21 protein-coding genes are annotated in these 14,347 nt (G+C 63.1%); 7 read left to right on the top strand and 14 right to left on the bottom strand.

Annotation, left to right across the window (positions count from 1 at the left end):
- Position 1: 1 nt before the first annotated feature.
- Positions 2-790: an alpha/beta fold hydrolase gene (locus ACSQ23_RS25890; RefSeq protein ID WP_055884045.1), complete on the bottom strand. Its 789-nt coding sequence runs from the start codon at positions 788-790 to the stop codon at positions 2-4.
- A gap of 164 nt (positions 791-954) precedes the next feature.
- Here ACSQ23_RS25890 and ACSQ23_RS25885 point away from each other — a divergent pair, with 164 nt between their 5' ends.
- A complete protein-coding gene (locus tag ACSQ23_RS25885; RefSeq protein WP_055884042.1) occupies positions 955-1,329 on the top strand; it encodes a response regulator transcription factor in 375 nt (124 codons plus the stop codon).
- Here the strand turns inward: ACSQ23_RS25885 and trhA are convergent.
- Positions 1,326-2,000 carry a PAQR family membrane homeostasis protein TrhA gene (trhA, locus tag ACSQ23_RS25880; RefSeq protein WP_055884038.1) on the bottom strand — a complete coding sequence of 225 codons (675 nt, stop codon included), beginning with the start codon at positions 1,998-2,000 and terminating at the stop codon, positions 1,326-1,328. The two genes, ACSQ23_RS25885 and trhA, sit on opposite strands and share 4 nt — an antisense overlap.
- A 149-nt stretch (positions 2,001-2,149) precedes the next feature.
- On the opposite strand from trhA, the gene ACSQ23_RS25875 reads away from it, so the two are divergent.
- Both ACSQ23_RS25875 and ACSQ23_RS25870 read left to right on the top strand, forming a co-directional pair.
- Positions 2,150-2,404 carry a DUF6894 family protein gene (locus ACSQ23_RS25875; protein ID WP_055884035.1) on the top strand — a complete coding sequence of 85 codons (255 nt, stop codon included), beginning with the start codon at positions 2,150-2,152 and terminating at the stop codon, positions 2,402-2,404.
- A 1-nt stretch (position 2,405) separates the two neighbouring features.
- The gene (locus ACSQ23_RS25870) at positions 2,406-3,146 is read left to right on the top strand and encodes a Crp/Fnr family transcriptional regulator (protein ID WP_436092349.1); all 741 of its coding nucleotides are present in this window, start codon (positions 2,406-2,408) and stop codon (positions 3,144-3,146) included.
- Positions 3,147-3,176: 30 nt separating this feature from the next.
- Here ACSQ23_RS25870 and ACSQ23_RS25865 read toward each other — a convergent pair whose 3' ends face one another.
- The 7 genes from ACSQ23_RS25865 to ACSQ23_RS25835 form a co-directional block, all read right to left on the bottom strand.
- Entirely contained in the window at positions 3,177-3,323 is a 147-nt protein-coding gene (locus ACSQ23_RS25865; protein ID WP_156384722.1) for a hypothetical protein, read from the bottom strand.
- 141 nt (positions 3,324-3,464) lie between these two features.
- Positions 3,465-3,830 (bottom strand): hypothetical protein, encoded by a 366-nt coding sequence (locus ACSQ23_RS25860; protein ID WP_436092348.1) that lies wholly within the window; start codon positions 3,828-3,830, stop codon positions 3,465-3,467.
- 29 nt (positions 3,831-3,859) lie between these two features.
- Complete coding sequence (locus ACSQ23_RS25855; RefSeq protein ID WP_197421363.1) at positions 3,860-4,243, bottom strand: response regulator; 384 nt, start codon at positions 4,241-4,243, stop codon at positions 3,860-3,862.
- A 398-nt stretch (positions 4,244-4,641) separates the two neighbouring features.
- On the bottom strand, positions 4,642-6,222 hold the full coding sequence (locus ACSQ23_RS25850) for an ATP-binding protein (protein ID WP_436092347.1): 1,581 nt from the start codon (positions 6,220-6,222) through the stop codon (positions 4,642-4,644).
- Between the two features lie 651 nt (positions 6,223-6,873).
- Positions 6,874-7,509: an SH3 domain-containing protein gene (locus ACSQ23_RS25845; protein ID WP_436092346.1), complete on the bottom strand. Its 636-nt coding sequence runs from the start codon at positions 7,507-7,509 to the stop codon at positions 6,874-6,876.
- A gap of 260 nt (positions 7,510-7,769) precedes the next feature.
- On the bottom strand, positions 7,770-8,171 hold the full coding sequence (locus tag ACSQ23_RS25840) for a hypothetical protein (protein WP_436092345.1): 402 nt from the start codon (positions 8,169-8,171) through the stop codon (positions 7,770-7,772).
- 23 nt (positions 8,172-8,194) lie between these two features.
- On the bottom strand, positions 8,195-8,542 hold the full coding sequence (locus ACSQ23_RS25835; RefSeq protein ID WP_436092344.1) for a response regulator: 348 nt from the start codon (positions 8,540-8,542) through the stop codon (positions 8,195-8,197).
- 584 nt (positions 8,543-9,126) lie between these two features.
- Here ACSQ23_RS25835 and ACSQ23_RS25830 point away from each other — a divergent pair.
- The 3 genes from ACSQ23_RS25830 to ACSQ23_RS25820 all read left to right on the top strand — a co-directional run bounded on the left by ACSQ23_RS25830 (position 9,127) and on the right by ACSQ23_RS25820 (position 10,279).
- Positions 9,127-9,324 (top strand): hypothetical protein, encoded by a 198-nt coding sequence (locus ACSQ23_RS25830; protein ID WP_436092343.1) that lies wholly within the window; start codon positions 9,127-9,129, stop codon positions 9,322-9,324.
- Between the two features lies 1 nt (position 9,325).
- Complete coding sequence (locus tag ACSQ23_RS25825) at positions 9,326-9,517, top strand: hypothetical protein (protein ID WP_436092342.1); 192 nt, start codon at positions 9,326-9,328, stop codon at positions 9,515-9,517.
- A gap of 435 nt (positions 9,518-9,952) precedes the next feature.
- Positions 9,953-10,279: a hypothetical protein gene (locus ACSQ23_RS25820; RefSeq protein ID WP_056001790.1), complete on the top strand. Its 327-nt coding sequence runs from the start codon at positions 9,953-9,955 to the stop codon at positions 10,277-10,279.
- A 384-nt stretch (positions 10,280-10,663) separates the two neighbouring features.
- Here ACSQ23_RS25820 and ACSQ23_RS25815 read toward each other — a convergent pair whose 3' ends face one another.
- The gene (locus ACSQ23_RS25815; protein WP_055884006.1) at positions 10,664-10,924 is read right to left on the bottom strand and encodes a DUF6894 family protein; all 261 of its coding nucleotides are present in this window, start codon (positions 10,922-10,924) and stop codon (positions 10,664-10,666) included.
- 293 nt (positions 10,925-11,217) lie between these two features.
- Entirely contained in the window at positions 11,218-11,532 is a 315-nt protein-coding gene (locus tag ACSQ23_RS25810) for a hypothetical protein (RefSeq protein ID WP_436092341.1), read from the bottom strand.
- Between the two features lie 416 nt (positions 11,533-11,948).
- On the opposite strand from ACSQ23_RS25810, the gene ACSQ23_RS25805 reads away from it, so the two are divergent.
- Entirely contained in the window at positions 11,949-12,818 is an 870-nt protein-coding gene (locus ACSQ23_RS25805) for a Ku protein (RefSeq protein ID WP_436092340.1), read from the top strand.
- Here ACSQ23_RS25805 and ACSQ23_RS25800 read toward each other — a convergent pair.
- The 3 genes from ACSQ23_RS25800 to ACSQ23_RS25790 all read right to left on the bottom strand — a co-directional run bounded on the left by ACSQ23_RS25800 (position 12,815) and on the right by ACSQ23_RS25790 (position 14,264).
- On the bottom strand, positions 12,815-13,639 hold the full coding sequence (locus tag ACSQ23_RS25800) for a Ku protein (protein ID WP_055883996.1): 825 nt from the start codon (positions 13,637-13,639) through the stop codon (positions 12,815-12,817). The two genes, ACSQ23_RS25805 and ACSQ23_RS25800, sit on opposite strands and share 4 nt — an antisense overlap.
- 200 nt (positions 13,640-13,839) lie before the next feature.
- Complete coding sequence (locus ACSQ23_RS25795; protein WP_156384720.1) at positions 13,840-14,022, bottom strand: hypothetical protein; 183 nt, start codon at positions 14,020-14,022, stop codon at positions 13,840-13,842.
- 53 nt (positions 14,023-14,075) lie between these two features.
- Positions 14,076-14,264 carry a hypothetical protein gene (locus tag ACSQ23_RS25790; protein WP_055883993.1) on the bottom strand — a complete coding sequence of 63 codons (189 nt, stop codon included), beginning with the start codon at positions 14,262-14,264 and terminating at the stop codon, positions 14,076-14,078.
- Positions 14,265-14,347: the final 83 nt, after the last annotated feature.

The raw sequence follows: 14,347 nt of genomic DNA, 5'->3' as shown, positions 1-14,347 counted from the left end.
TTCAGATGAAATCCCGGATCGCCGCAATCACTTCGGCGGGCGCGCTGAGATTGGGGCAGTGGCCAGTCGCTTGCAGGATCTTCATTTCGCTCCCGGGAATATTGTCGCGCACATAGGCGCCCACTGCCTCTGACGCGATGATATCATCGCTGCATTGCAGGATCAGCGTGCGGGCGGTCACCTTTGCGAGGTCGGCGCGGTTATCGGCGGTGAACGTGGTGCGGGCGAACTGCCGGGCGATCGCCGGATCGGTGCGGCAGAAGCTGTTGGTCAGCTCCTCCCCCAGTTCCGGGCGATCGGCATTGCCCATGATCGCGGGGGCCATTGCCGCCGACCAGCCCATATGGTTGTCGGCGAGCGAGGCCAGCAGCTCCTCGATCTGCTGGGCGGTGAAGCCGCCATGATAGCCTTCGGCATCGATGTAGCGCGGCGAGGGGCCGACCAGCACCAGGCTCTCGAACATCTCGGGCGCCTTGAGCGAGGCGAGGACGCCGATCATGGCGCTGACCGAGTGGCCGACGAACACGCCGCCCCCGACGCCGAGGGCCCGGCCGATTTCCACGAGGTCGTCGGCATAACCCTCGAGTGTGGAATACTTGCCGGCATCATAGGCCGACAGGTCGGACTTGCCGGCGCCGACATGATCGAACAGCACGGTGAGATGGTCGGCCTCGAAGGCGGGGGCCACGAAGCGCCACATGTTCTGGTCGCAACCGAACCCATGCGCAAAGATCATCGGCTTCAGGCCCGCACCGGCGGTAACGACGTGATTGCGAAAGATAACGGTCAATCGAGGCTCCGACTGGGCGCGCGGACTGGCCGCCGCAGGCTTAACGCGGCGGGAGCCGAAAGGATCACGGCCCGGCGCGAGTCATTGTGTTCACGAGTTACGTCCCGTGAAGGATCGATCGGGGCCGCTGGGAGTTGATGCTGACTTACCCTTGAGGTGATGTCGTGACACATGCTGTTTCAGTGCTGGTAGTCGAAGACGAAGCGCTGATCCGCATGGATATTGCCGATCAGCTGGAGCGCGAAGGGTTTTTCGTCTTCGAGGCCGCCAATGCCGACCAGGCTATCGTCGTGCTCAATGCCGAGCCGAGCGTGCGCATCATGTTCACCGATATCGACATGCCCGGCAGCATGGATGGCCTGAAGCTGGCCGCCGCGGTCAGGAAGCGCTTTCCACCGGTACAGATCATCGTCACCTCGGGACATCGGATGGTCGAGATCAACGAAATGCCCGATGGTAGCGTGTTCTTCGGCAAGCCCTACCAGCACGCCGCAGTGATGGCGTCGATGCGCCAGTTGCTTGCCGCGCCGCCGCGCTAAAGCCGCTGCAGCACCATGCAATCGAGCACCGCCCACAGGTGGATGCTGGCGCCCAGCACCACGAAGCAGTGCCAGATCACGTTGTGGAAATGCAGACGCTCCCACAGGTGGAAGATGATGCCGGAGCAATAGGCGACGCCCCCGGCGATGATCAGCAGCAGCGTGCTCGCGGGCAAAACGCTGGCCAGCGACTGGAAGATCAGCACACCGCTCCAGCCGATGCCCAGATAGAGCAGCAGCGCCAGCCGACCGAAATGCTGCGGCACGATCAGCTTCAGCGCAATGCCGATCAGCGCCGCGCTCCATACCGCAATCAGCATCACCGTGCCCGCAGGGGTGTCGCCGAGCAAAGCGAGGAGCGGCGTGTAAGTGCCGGCGATGAGGAGGAAGATGGCAGCCTGGTCGAAACGGGCGAGGAGCCGCTTCAGCGGCGCGACCGGCGCCAGGTTGAAAGCGAGGGAGATGCTGAGCACCAGCAGCAGCGAGGCGACATAGACGCCGAGCGCCAGGGCGCTCTCAATGCCGCTGCTGGCGACGAGAAGGCCGCCGAGCCCCAGAGCGACGAGCAGCCCGATCCCGTGGATCACCGCATCGCCGATCAGTTCCAGCCGGGAATAGGGTTTGCCGCGATGCCACCAGGTGCGATCGGGGTAGGGGGTTAAGGTGATCATTGGCACGCCTCGCTGTGACAAGCTCAACGTGCCCGGGCCCCACCTGATCCATCGTCCATTGAATCTATTGCAACGTAGGCGACGGAACGCATGCCAGCCGACCCCGTTTGTCTCGCACACCAGCCAGGTGGGCTTCACGCGAGTTTGGCATGATCTACTTCTTCGACGTACGCGACGGGGACGACCTTTCGCCTGACGACACCGGCATAGACCTCCCCGATCCTGCCGCCGCCAAGCTGCAGGCGACGCTTGCCCTGACCGAGATGGCGCGAGATGACCTGCCGTCCAATGGCGACGAGCGGAAGCTCTCCATTCACGTGCGCACCGCCGAGGGGCCACAGTTCGACGTGTCGCTCGATTACGAGTTGCAAGTGACGAGCGGCCAAACCCCAGACCAGGACTAGCATGGCCCAGATAGACCCAGACGCCTTCAACCCGTTCTTTTCCATGGTGTCGGTCAGGGACGATCTGACCGACGAAGAGCACAACGCCATTCTCGCGGCCGCCGGTGCGTCGCGGCGCTTCGCGGCGGGCAAGGATATCGTCACCCAGGGCGATCGCCCCGGCTTTAGCACGCTGGTGGTCAAGGGCATGACGGCGCGCTATTCGACCGTCGAGGACGGCGGGCGGCAGATCACCGGCCTTCATATCGCCGGGGATTTTGTCGACCTCCACTCGTTCCCGCTACAGCTAATGGACCACTCGGTCACCGCCATCACGCCATGCGAGGTGGTGACGTTTCCGCACCAGCAGCTCATGCACATCACCGAGTACTATCCGCACCTGACGCGCGTACTGTGGCTGCTGACGCTGCTCGACGGCGCCATCCACCGCCAGTGGATGGTGACCAAGGGCCGGCTCACCGCCGACGAACAGATGGCGCACCTGTTCTGCGAGCAGTTCGTACGAGCCCAGATGGCGGGCCTCGCGAACGCCCAGAGCTATCCGTTTCCGCTGACCCAGGCGCAGTTCGGCGATGCCTTGGGGCTATCGATCGTCCACACCAACCGCACGCTGCAGCGGCTGCGGCGAACCAGGGCGCTGGAATGGGAAGACGGCGTGGTCGAGATCTTCGACTGGCCGCAATTGCGCGAGCTGGGCCAGTTCGACCCGACTTACCTGCATCTCGAGAAACTGCGGCGCTAGTCGAGGCCAGCGAGACCGGTGCCTCGACGTTCAGTCCTTCGCGGGCTTGGTGAGCCCGGGCTGTTCCTGTTTGGAGCCGTCGGGGCGCCGGCCCAGATCGTCGATATTGTCGTCCATTTGCTTGCCCGCGCCACTCTCGATTGGTTCCGGCCTCGGCTTCGGCTTGTCCTTGCTCATTTCAGGTCCTTTCGGGGAAATGCTGCAATCGAAAAAACACTCGCCGCACCCGACGGATGCGGCGACCAATTGTAAGGGCTTCCCGCTCTTGCTGGCGTTGAACCTCAGGTCCAAACGTCGGTTGCTGGGGTTCGTTCCGCCTCAGGTCGCGGAGCGTTGCCCCGCCGCGGGACCCCTTCTCGCGGTTGCCTCGAGCTGGTCGATCATCCTCCGAAAGGCGGCGTCGACGTCGAGCAGACGGCTATGCTCGGGCTCGCCCTTGATCGCCGCGCGGAATTCGCTGTGCCGGCGACGGATCTCGGCGAGCAGGGCGCCGGCCTCGAGCCGCGCGAGGTCCCGATCTTCCTGCGTGCTGTAGAATGACTCGGCGAGGCCGCGGAGCCGCGCCGCCTTGCCGTTCCAGCGCTGCAGGTCCCCGATAAACGGTTTGAGCGTGCCATCGGCGCGCCTTCTCTCCAGCACGCTGGTCTGGGCGTTCCGGTGCTGCATTGTGTCGGTAGCCGGCATGGATGGTTCTCCGTCGAGAGGCCTTGAAGTCATTCGGCCTGGTAGGCGCTCGTTGCGGGAACCAGCCCCGCCACGGCGGCGAGGAGGTCCTGGTCGCTGAAGGGTTTGGGCATGACCCTGGCATCGGGAAAGTGCTCGCACACCTCCTCGACGCTGGCGGCGGTACAGAAGACGAAGGGGATGCCCTCTTGCCTGAGCCTTGCCACCAGGCCCTCCGGCTCGGCGTGCTGCAGGCGGAAATCGATCACCGCCAGGTGAATCCGCTGCTCCGCCAGAAGCGCGAACGCCTCGTCGATATCGGTGGCAATGGTCACCCGGTAGCCCGCACCAAGCAGCGGCGCCTCGATGACCGAGGCGATGAGATAGTTGGTCTCGACGACCATGGCCGTCAGGCCGGGTAATTGGTGTGTCATGTATGCGCCATACGCAAGAGGACCCATCCACCCGGTGGTGGATCGGCAGGCTCGATGCGCTTCGCCAGGACGCCCGGTTGCAGCAAGACTAGTGGTGCCCTGAGGGCACCGGCTCGACCGGTCAATGGACCCTAGGGCCATCGGCGTCCCGGCGCATTAAGAAAAGACATGTCGTCGGAACTTGCCTCGCACAGGTGGGTTACCTTCGCACCTCAGAGGATCACCCGTGGCAAAGCTTCCCAAGCGCTCGCCCAAAAAACCCGCTGCGAAACCCGAAGGGCAAGCCTCGCCCGACATCAGCGATCTCAGCAAGCCTGCCAAGGCTCGACCGACCGACTGGCCGCCGGCGGCCCGGCCCAAGGGTTAGGCGCATGTTGTCGGCCGCATACCAGCGCGGTTCAGGTAGCGAGAACGCTTGGCTCGGCGGTCACCGCCACCGCCGGCCTGGCGAGGGCGGCTGCGCCTAATGTGCTGGCGATGGCCGCAGCGAGATCCTGCTGACTGAACGGCTTGGAAAGCCGAGGCAGGTCGCGCGCCGCGCTGTCGCTGAGTTCGGCATAGCCGGTGGCAACAAGGATGGGGATATGCGGCCAGGCGGCCTGCACCTTCTGGGCCAATTCCGCGCCGGTCATTTTCGGCATGCCCTGGTCGGTGATCAGCAGGTCCACCGTTTGCCGCTCCAGCGCCTCGAGGGCCTCGCGGCCCGAATGAGCCTCCACCACCTCATGGCCAAGCTCCTGCAGCATTGCCATGGTGTTCATCAGTACCAGCGCATCGTCATCTACTGCGAGGACGCGCAGGACCTGCCGACCATCCATGGGGCGAGAGGCCGGAGGGGCGACCGCAGTGTCGGCCTCGGCCTCCGTCACCGGCAGCCAGATCGAGGCGGTGGTGCCGCCACCAGGCTCGCTCTGCAGTTCGAGATAACCACCCGATTGCTGGGCGAGGCCATGCACCATCGAAAGCCCGAGGCCGGTCCCTTTGCCGATCCCCTTGGTGGTAAAGAACGGTTCGGTCGCCTTGGCGAGGGTATCGGCATCCATCCCCTCGCCCTCGTCGGCCACGCTGAAGACGACGTAATTTCCCGGGCGGTCACTTGCCTTGTGGCGGGCGGTGATGCGCACTGTGCCGCCGTCGGGCATGGCATCGCGCGCGTTCACCACCAGATTGAGGATCGCCGCCTCCAGCTGCGAGATATCGGTGCGTACTGCCGGCAGGTTCTCGGGAACCTCGGTGCGGATCAGGATGGCCGGCCCCAGCGAGCGCTCCAGCAGGTCGCTCATGCCCTCGACTGTTGTCTTGAGGTTGACCGCCCCCATCTTGAGTTCCTGCCGGCGGGCAAAGGCCAGCATGCGCTGGGTCAGCACGGCGCCGCGGCGCGCCCCCTTCAGGGCGTTGTCGATGAACGGGCTTATGTTGGGGTCGGCATTCATCCGGCGCTGGACGATTTCGAGGCTGCCGATGATCGCCATCAGCAGGTTGTTGAAATCGTGCGCCACGCCGCCGGTCAGCTGGCCGATCGACTCGATCTTCTGCGATTGGAACAGCGCCTCGCGGGCGCGTTCGAGTTCCTGCTGGGCCTGGTGGCGTTCGGTCAGGTCGCGGGTGATCTTGGCAAAGCCGACAAGGTTGCCGTCGGGATCGAGGATGCGGTCGATGACGACATGCGCCCAGAACTGGCTGCCATCCTTGCGGACACGCCATCCCTCATCTTCGAAGCGGCCCACTTCCGCAGCGCGGCGCAGGTTGATCTCCGGCCGGCCGACGGCCCGATCCGTGTCGGTGTAGAAGATTTCGAAGTTCCTGCCGATGATTTCGCTGGGCCGATAGCCCTTGAAGCGTTGCGCCCCGGCGTTCCAGTTGGCCACGATCCCGGTGGGGTCGAGCATGTAAATCGCATAGTCGCTGATCGCCTCGACCAGCAGGCGATAGCGCCCATCGTCGGTGAGTGATGCATCGAAATTGTGAGAATTGTTCATCCAGCCCGCCCGCCGACAACAATGTCGGTCGGTAGGAACTTACGGCGAGGGCTTTGGTTGCCCACCAATGAAAGGGACCCCGACCTTTGCGGGCCGAGATCCCTTTGGTGCACAACGATAGGGGCGTATCGCCGTGGCATGATGAATCCAGGGGGATGGGCTCATCATCCGCGTGGTGCGGATAAGCAGATAATGCCGTGGGCAAGCGTCGGTTCCCTGCGCGGCGAAAACTCTTCGATTGGAGCCTCACACACCAGCATGAGCCGCCTGGTTTATGACAGGTAGCGGCGAAGCGGCAGCGTGCATAGGTGGGTGGCGGCGGGACAGCAGCGTCGATAGCCGTGCTTCGGCCATCCACCAACTCTGCTGCCGTCGGGCATAGGCAGCCGCTGCTGTCGCATGTCTCGACCGAAAGGCCCTCTCGCGCTGGCGCCACAGGTTGACCTCCCGCAAAGCCACCAGCACGCCGGACTTGCCATTCGGCTTAACCCAGATCGGCGGAAGCTGCGTGACCATGGAGGTGCCTCACTGATGGAATGGAGCGACCCGGCGTGCATCCTGACATGCAGCAATGCCCGCCGGATCTTGGCTCCCGGAAGGGGTCCCGGGAGTTTTAGGGAGAGCGGCCGCTAGCGACGCCAACCATTGCAGTTAGTTCAGGCGGTCGAGATAGCGGCAGGTTCGGATCGTCTCGCGCTCCGAGCCGTACTCGAAGATGGCCCGGCGGTCGTTCGGGCCGTCGTTTCGCTCGGCAACGCGGCGTGACAGAATCTGGGCGCGCTGCACATCGGCATCGCGGCCGGCAGCCACGTCGTCGCGGCTGAAGAAAGTGACAAGGCAGACCACGTCACCACGATCGCGGCCGGGGCGACCCATCATCAAGCCGTCGCGGAAGCCAAACAGGCCGTTGCCAAAGCCAAACCCGAACCGCACGTTGACGTCGGGCGCGCGACCGATGAGCCGCGGATAGCCGTCGTCATCGTCGAAGTTTCTGGCAACCTCTACACCGCCATCGCCTGCATTGTAGTAGTCGTCGGCGTTGCCGTTGTCGGCGAGCAGCTTGGCCGAGACCCAGCCATCCGGGCCTGAATGGTCGACCCGGCACCAGCCATTGGCGGCGCACTCGGTCACCGTGACGCTTTCGCCCGCCGCCAGCGTGTCGACGACGCCGAACGAAGCTCCGGGCCCCGAACGGACATTGGCGCCACTGACGGCCTCAGCCGCTATGGCGCCGGTCGACAGCAGCCCGATGAGGAGGGCCGAGCCGAAGAGTGGAGGAAGTTTCATCACAGCGCATCCTTCTTCAATGAGGTCTTGTCCGCCGCGACGACTCAACTTCGAAGCAAGCCGGCAGTTCCGCCTGGCAAGGGCTTATTCGGCGTGCTCGCCTTGGTGGCCGCGGGGCTCGTTCGCAGCGGCATTCGGATGGGTTCCATCACCGGTTCGCTAGCGCCAGCCCAGCAGCAGAGCGACAGGAGTCACGACCGCCGCCAGCACCAGAATCCAGAACAACAGCGTCATCATGGCGTCGGCGACGCGGACCGGCTTCAGTTTTGCTCATCCTGCTGATGAACACCCCATGTCGCCGCATGCGTGGGTGGAGGCCCGGACAGGCCGCGGGCCGATACGATCTGCAACTGGTCGATCAGCCGCCGAAACGCCGCATCGGCATCGTCGAGCCGGCTGTGCGGTGGCTCGCCCTTGATCGCGGCATGCAGTTCGGTATGGCGCCGCCGGATCTCGGCGAGCAGCGCGCCGCTTTCGAGGCGAGCCAGAGCCCGGTCCTCTTCACTGCTGTAGAACGAGTCCACCAGGGCGCGGAGGCGCGCTGCCTTGGCGTTCCAGCCTTGCAGGGCGCCGATGAACGGCCTCAGCGTGTCGTTGGCCCGCCGCTGCTCCAGCACGCTGATCTGGGCGTTGCGTTGGCGCGTCGTGTCGTAGCTTTGCATGGGATCTCTCCGCGAATTGAAGCTCAGGCGCCTACATACGAGCCGCGGTCGGACACCAGGGCGGCGACCGCCGTGAGCAGTTCCTGATCGCTGAAGGGCTTCAGCATCACCCGCGTGTTGGGGAAGTGCTCGAATACCTCCTCGACACTCGCCGCGGTGCAGAAAATGAAGGGGATGCCCCGTTGTCGCAGCAAGGCAACCAGTCCTTCCGGCTCGCCGTGCTGCAGGCGGAAGTCGATCAGTGCCAGACCGATGTCGCGGGTATCGAGCAGCGCGAACGCTTCGTCAGGGTCGGCAGCAATCGCCACCTGGTAGCCGGCGCTGAGCAGTGGGGCCTCAATCACCGAGGCAATCAGGTAGTTCGTCTCCACGACGAGCGCCGTGGAAGGAGGCGAGTGAGGGATCATGTCACTTTGTAAACGCATGAGGACCATCCACCCGATGATGGAACGGCAGGCTCGACGCGCTTTGCCAGAACGCCCGGAAGCAGCGAGATCAAAGGTACCGGTGAGGCGCCTGCTCGTCCGGCTTGCAAGTATCCTAGCCGGGTCATCGAGGCCGGACATTTACAAATGACATATCGGCGATACCGGAGAGAACGGGGCGGTGGTTTTGATTGCCCCGAGCGGTCAAGCGAAGGGCCGGCATTGTGGAGCCATCGGTGCGGGCCGAGATTGAGACAAAGGCCGGGGGGACGTCGCCTGACCCCTAGCCGACTGAGCGCCGGACCCCACTGCGCCTCCCATTCGGGATCCGTCCCTTCATGGCTGGATGTCGTTAGGTTCGATCACCTGCGAAGCTAATGCCGTGTCCCGGGCAGCCACGCGTTGGGATTATTTCGGCTGAGCAGAATATTACTGCCGCCGTGGGAGAATTGCTGGTGGCACGACCGTTAGTTTGGGAACCGAGGGGGCCTGGACAGGTTGACTTCGCTCATTAAGTGCGAGGCGTGTTCATGTCGAAATTTCCTCACAAGCCACCAGCCCCCAGCGTGCGCTTTACGCTCGGCGGCGCCCTCGCGTGGGCCAAGGCCCAATCGGAAACTCAACCACCGTCGCAGCAGCAAGTAGCGATGGAACTGATTGCCAAGCTCGATCTGCCCGAGCCGCTCAAGGTGCGCCTGCGAGAACTCCACAGCATTGAGGATAACTGAGATGGCGATCATGCTGCAGTTCACCCGCCATACCAAAGCCGAGACGGTGGTGGCGAAATCCGTCGCCGTCGTGAAAGCAGCGCGGCCTGCCGGCAGCGGCATCAGCCGCGATGAACTGTTGGACCTCCTGCTCGAAATCCTCGATGGACCCGAGGCTCTGGAAGTCTACAACCGGGTGATGCAAACCTATTGACGAGCAGCAATGGCCGGCCCCGGCCCCAGTGTCGCGAACGAAGTTCGTGTGGTGAATCTAGACCAGTTGACCACGGAGCGATCGGCAAGCGGATCTTCTTCTATCTTCATGCCTTACTTGGCGCCGGCTGGAACAGCGAGCCGGCGCACCAATGCAGCCTGTGTGCCCAACCTCAGGGACGTAGAAGTGCCGGTGGCGTTTGCGGCGGACCCACCGGCACCTGAGCGTCATCGGCCAAGGCTAGGCGCAGCGGTTTGCCCGATGACACCCATTCCGCTAGTGGCGACCCGACAGGCATCCTGTATGCAGCGATGCCCGTCGGATCTGGCTCCCGGACCAAGGGGCCGGAAGCGGTCGGGACTGTGCCCGATACTTGAGCGCGCGCCTACCGCGCTACGATGGCCCGAAGGGGCTCTGAGGGATGCCACTGACAATATGTGGGTAAAGGTCGGCGCCGGCAGCGCGGCCAGCGGACCTGGCGTTTTGGGGACTCGCGACGCCACCGGCACCGATCTGGCGATATTCAGATCTTCGGCGCGCATGTCAGGCAAGCGGGAGATGCAACTGGGCTTCCGGATGGTCTTCACTGACGTGGCCGCCGCAACCTTCGCGGCCGTATCTGCTGCGAAACCGATCCCGATGACCGTCATCGTTCCGCAGATGGCGACGACTGATGGGAAGGTACCCGCGGAAATCAATGCGCTTGCCATTTTGCACCTCTTGGGAGGTGTCGGCGCCACCCCAATGGGCGGCACACCATAGGGGGCGCCGACTGGTCTTGTTTCCTGCACCGTGACGCGGCGTATCGGTGCAGTTTGCCGACACTACCAGACACTGTCTGACGTCCGACTGAGTGCGAGCGTCAGCGAAATTGCAGTTCCCGCAGCCTCGGACGGGAACCGCCGCACAAGCGCGCGGTTTATGACGCGGAATGGGGAGGTGGGAGTGGTCGCTGCCTATCAGTTGCTGGTCCATGTCGCTGTCGCGACACTACTGCTGGCTCTCGCCATTTACGCACCGCTACTGTTCAAGAAGGGGTTGCCCCGGTGGGCAGAAATTGGCGCTGTGGCTATAGGCGCAACCCTGGCGGGCGGGGTGATCTATGCCCTGTTGACCGGGCACTGGCCCTTGAGAGGCTGATCTTGTTCAGGCGACAAGTGAGGGATCGGCCAGTGCCGGTCCCGCCGATGTATCGAAGGCCAGCCGAACTGAGAAGGCTGCGTCGTTGCCGTGCCTCACCCGGATGATGAGTTCTTTCGACGGGCCATCGGACGGCAGCAATTCACGGGCAAGCTCGGTCAGTGCCAGCACCGCCTGGTGACGGGCCCTTCGGTCGCTAGCGCATTCCACGCCAACGTCGTCTCGGGCCCAGCCCGCGCCATCGAAAATGTCGAAGTAGTACCGCATGATAGCCTCCACCAGTCACGGAATACGTGGCACGAGAAGCTTGGTTGCAATCATGCCCTCCGCGTTTGAACACGAACTGTTGCAGCTAAGGAAAAGGGCGGTATGGTGCAGCTCGATGCATGGGCCATGGCAGACGGCGGATGATCCGGCCTGGGGAGGAGCATCGTGCTTAGGGGGCGGTACGGCATTGGATGGATGATCGTCGCGTGGCTTGTGACCGTCGCGCTCATCGCAGCCGGTATCTATCTGGTCGGCAACCTTACCCACCTGTTTGGCGGCTAAGCACCAGTCCCTCAGCCCCGTATCAGATTATCGAGGGCCGCAAGATAGTCGACGACAGCAGGCATTTCACGGATGTCATCCATCTCAAGAATGAACGCCTGACGGGTCATTTCCATCTCTCTTCGCAAAGCGGCCAGCTGCATTTCGCCGGCAGCCAGTGCGTCCGCCGTTTGATGGCGAGAGTTGTGCATGGCGCGCAACTGCAGCGACTTGCTCCGCCAGTGCTTCAGGTCAGGCAGGTAAGGTGCAACCCTCTCCCTTGCCAGCTTCCGCTGAGTGATCAGCGGACTCATGACGCGCGAGGGTGACGAGTTTTCTTCGTACATTTTGAGGCTCCCGTTGCAGCCTCAAACTTCCGTAGGGTCAGCAGGTTCCGTCGTTGTCGAGGGCCGACAGCGTCGGAACCAAATCGCATTCCTGAGGTTGGAATCTGGCCTGAGGTTGCCCCTCCCTGGCCTCGGGCCCTGTGTGCCGCCGGGCCCCGCTGTCCCTCCCAGCCGGGTCCGGCTTACACAGTCAAAGCCAGGCCATAAGTCAGGCCTCACCAAGCTGGACTTACCGCCGGCGCTGCGGGCACCCTCAAGGATCCCTCCCGCGCCTATAGCCCCAACTGTCCATCGGTCGGCAGGGATAGAGAAGGGCGGGGTGAGGGTGTGCGCCAGACCGCCGGCCCTTCCCAGCTCCGGGGAGGGAACAGGCTCGCTCTCCAACCGTTGTGAGGTCTCAACGGAGGTCGCGCAAATTGGCAGCTCGAGCAATCTGGAAGGGTGTCATCAAGATCGCGGAGATCGTGTGCCCGGTGTCGATGTACGCAGCCGCGTCGCAGTCGGAGCGCATCTCGCTCCACATGGTCAATCGGAGCACCGGAAACCGCCTCAAGCGGCTCTATGTCGATGAGAAAACGGACAAGCCGGTCGAGCACGAGGACCAGGTGAAGGGCTACGAGACCGGCGATGGCCAATACGTGGTGCTCGAGCCCGAGGAGATCGCAGCCGCGGTGCCGAACAGTGACAAGGCTCTCACGGTCGACCAATTCATTGCCTGCAACAAAATCGAGCCCACCTACTTTGACAAACCCTATTACCTGCTGCCGACCACCGACATTGGGAACGAAACCTTCGTCCTGATCCGCGAGGCGTTGCGAGAGCGAAAGGCGGCCGCAATCGCGCACGCCGTGTTGTTCCGGCGGCTGAGGCCGGTTCTGATCCGTGCACACCACGACGGGTTGATCGCAACTACGCTGAACTTCGACTACGAGGTCCGTTCCGCGTCCGACGCCTTCAAAGGGATCAAGAAGAGCAAGATCGAGCCGGAAATGCTCGATCTGGCCAAGCATATTCTGAAGACGAAGGCCGGCGAGTTCGACCCGAGCAAGTTCGACGATCGCTATGAGGAGGCTCTGGCCGATCTGGTGCAGGCCAAGATCAACGGCAAGAAGATTGTGCCACTTCGTCCTCCCAAGCCAACGAAGAAGAACGACCTGCTTGAGGCGCTACGGCTCAGCGCCGGCGCCAAGGGCGAGTCGGCGCCGCGTCGTTCTGCCAGCAAGTCGAAAACGAACAAGACTGCGCCAGCTAAGAAAACTGCTCCCGCACAGCGAAAGGCGGGTTAGCGCCCGCCTTTGGCTTGCTGACCGGGCCTGTTCTCCAGGCTCTTCTTCAAAGCGGCCATGAGATTGATGACATTGGTGGGAGCTTCGGGCTCGGCCTCGGCCTCGGCCTTTGCAGGCTTCGATTTCCGCTTAGGCGACTCCTTGGCCTTGATGATCTCTTTGAGCTTGGCCTGCACGGGGTCTTTGACCATGTCCTTGTTCCAGGCGGCTGTGCGCTCCTCGATGATCTTCTCGACCATGCTGAGCATTTCCTTGTCGGGTTTTGCCTCGTCGACCTTCTCGAAATACTCGTCTTCATCCCGCACTTCGTCGCCGAAGCGGAGCGTCCAGAGCAATATGCCGGTATCCCAGGGCTGCAGCATCACTGCGCGCTCGCGATTGCCGAGGACGAGGCGAGAGATACCCACCACGTTCTGTTCGGCCATCGCCTCGCGAATGACGGAAAAAGCCTCTTCACCGACCTCGTCGGCCGGCACCACGAAATAGGGCGTGTCGAAATAGGTCCACTCCACGGTATCGGCCTCGACAAATTCGTCGATGTCGATGGTGCGGACGCTGTCGAGTTTGACGGCGTCGAGTTCCTCATCCTCAAGGATGACGAACTCGTCTTCGGCCTTCTCGTACGCCTTCACCTGGTGATCGTCATCCACCGTCCGCCCGGTCTCGGCGTCGACGTACCGGGTGTAGATCCGGTCACCGGTGGTGCGGTTGAGAGTGTGGAAGCGAACGCGGTTGCCCTCTGTGGTCGCCGGCGAGAGCGTCACTGCGCACGTCACCAACGACAGCTTCAGGTAGCCTTTCCAGTATGGTCGAACTGCCACGATCACCTCCGTCGAATAACGAGGGCAACGCCTTATGCGCACGGTTGTTCCGATGGGAGCGGTCGTAGAGCCTCACGACTTCCGAAACGCGTTAGGGCAGCGACGGGTGAGCAGGAGAGCCCGACGACTCTTCTTGTCGTAGCGGGTCGCAAGCTGGGGGACCAAGGCACTCCCTGCACAAAGCGAAGCGATGCCCACCGCTAGTTCTGCTCGTCCTGCTGATGCACGCCCCACGTTGCCGAGCGTTCGCGGTCCTCATCGAAGATCGCTTCCTTCGTCATACGGGGCAGCTTCTCATGCACGGGCGGGGTTCGTGCAGTATTCTTCAGCTTCGGTGGAATCCGCGGGGACGGGAAACGGTCCTCCGAGTATGCCTTGGACATGGTGTCCTCCCAAGGAAAGGCCCGCCCCTAAAAAGGAGCGGGCCGGCGGGTGGTTACTTGTCGTTCTTGTGGCTCTGGCGACCGGCTTCGGCATGCTGCTCCCGGGTGCCGCCCTGCGTGCCGGACGACGATTTCTCGCTGCCGGAGCCTTTAGACTGGGAGCTGCCAGACTTGTTTCCGTTACCGGACGAGTTGCCGTTGCCCGATGACTTGTTGCCGCTTGAACTCTGCTGGTTGGCCATTTTGTTTCTCCGCTAAGGATCATCCCTAGGACAAACCAACCTTGCCGTTTGAGCTTCGTTCCGGATCAAATTACTCGGAAGAT

The organism is Devosia sp. LjRoot16 (assembly GCF_964252795.1).
In the GTDB taxonomy this organism is placed as follows: domain Bacteria; phylum Pseudomonadota; class Alphaproteobacteria; order Rhizobiales; family Devosiaceae; genus Devosia_A.
The sequence above is the reverse complement of the archived record's forward strand: the minus strand, read 5'-3'. Positions and strand labels throughout refer to the sequence as shown.

Excerpts from the sequence above, each read along its gene's own strand:
- ACSQ23_RS25860 (WP_436092348.1), bottom strand. The coding sequence starts at position 3,830 with ATGCCGGCTACCGACACAATGCAGCACCGGAACGCCCAGACCAGCGTG.
- ACSQ23_RS25870 (WP_436092349.1), top strand. The coding sequence starts at position 2,406 with ATGGCCCAGATAGACCCAGACGCCTTCAACCCGTTCTTTTCCATGGTG.
- ACSQ23_RS25850 (WP_436092347.1), bottom strand. The coding sequence starts at position 6,222 with ATGAACAATTCTCACAATTTCGATGCATCACTCACCGACGATGGGCGC.
- ACSQ23_RS25845 (WP_436092346.1), bottom strand. The coding sequence starts at position 7,509 with ATGAAACTTCCTCCACTCTTCGGCTCGGCCCTCCTCATCGGGCTGCTG.
- ACSQ23_RS25820 (WP_056001790.1), top strand. The coding sequence starts at position 9,953 with ATGTGGGTAAAGGTCGGCGCCGGCAGCGCGGCCAGCGGACCTGGCGTT.
- ACSQ23_RS25815 (WP_055884006.1), bottom strand. The coding sequence starts at position 10,924 with ATGCGGTACTACTTCGACATTTTCGATGGCGCGGGCTGGGCCCGAGAC.
- ACSQ23_RS25855 (WP_197421363.1), bottom strand. The coding sequence starts at position 4,243 with ATGACACACCAATTACCCGGCCTGACGGCCATGGTCGTCGAGACCAAC.
- ACSQ23_RS25810 (WP_436092341.1), bottom strand. The coding sequence starts at position 11,532 with ATGTACGAAGAAAACTCGTCACCCTCGCGCGTCATGAGTCCGCTGATC.
- ACSQ23_RS25865 (WP_156384722.1), bottom strand. The coding sequence starts at position 3,323 with ATGAGCAAGGACAAGCCGAAGCCGAGGCCGGAACCAATCGAGAGTGGC.
- ACSQ23_RS25795 (WP_156384720.1), bottom strand. The coding sequence starts at position 14,022 with ATGTCCAAGGCATACTCGGAGGACCGTTTCCCGTCCCCGCGGATTCCA.
- ACSQ23_RS25830 (WP_436092343.1), top strand. The coding sequence starts at position 9,127 with ATGTCGAAATTTCCTCACAAGCCACCAGCCCCCAGCGTGCGCTTTACG.
- ACSQ23_RS25840 (WP_436092345.1), bottom strand. The coding sequence starts at position 8,171 with ATGCAAAGCTACGACACGACGCGCCAACGCAACGCCCAGATCAGCGTG.
- ACSQ23_RS25825 (WP_436092342.1), top strand. The coding sequence starts at position 9,326 with ATGGCGATCATGCTGCAGTTCACCCGCCATACCAAAGCCGAGACGGTG.
- ACSQ23_RS25790 (WP_055883993.1), bottom strand. The coding sequence starts at position 14,264 with ATGGCCAACCAGCAGAGTTCAAGCGGCAACAAGTCATCGGGCAACGGC.
- ACSQ23_RS25875 (WP_055884035.1), top strand. The coding sequence starts at position 2,150 with ATGATCTACTTCTTCGACGTACGCGACGGGGACGACCTTTCGCCTGAC.
- trhA (WP_055884038.1), bottom strand. The coding sequence starts at position 2,000 with ATGATCACCTTAACCCCCTACCCCGATCGCACCTGGTGGCATCGCGGC.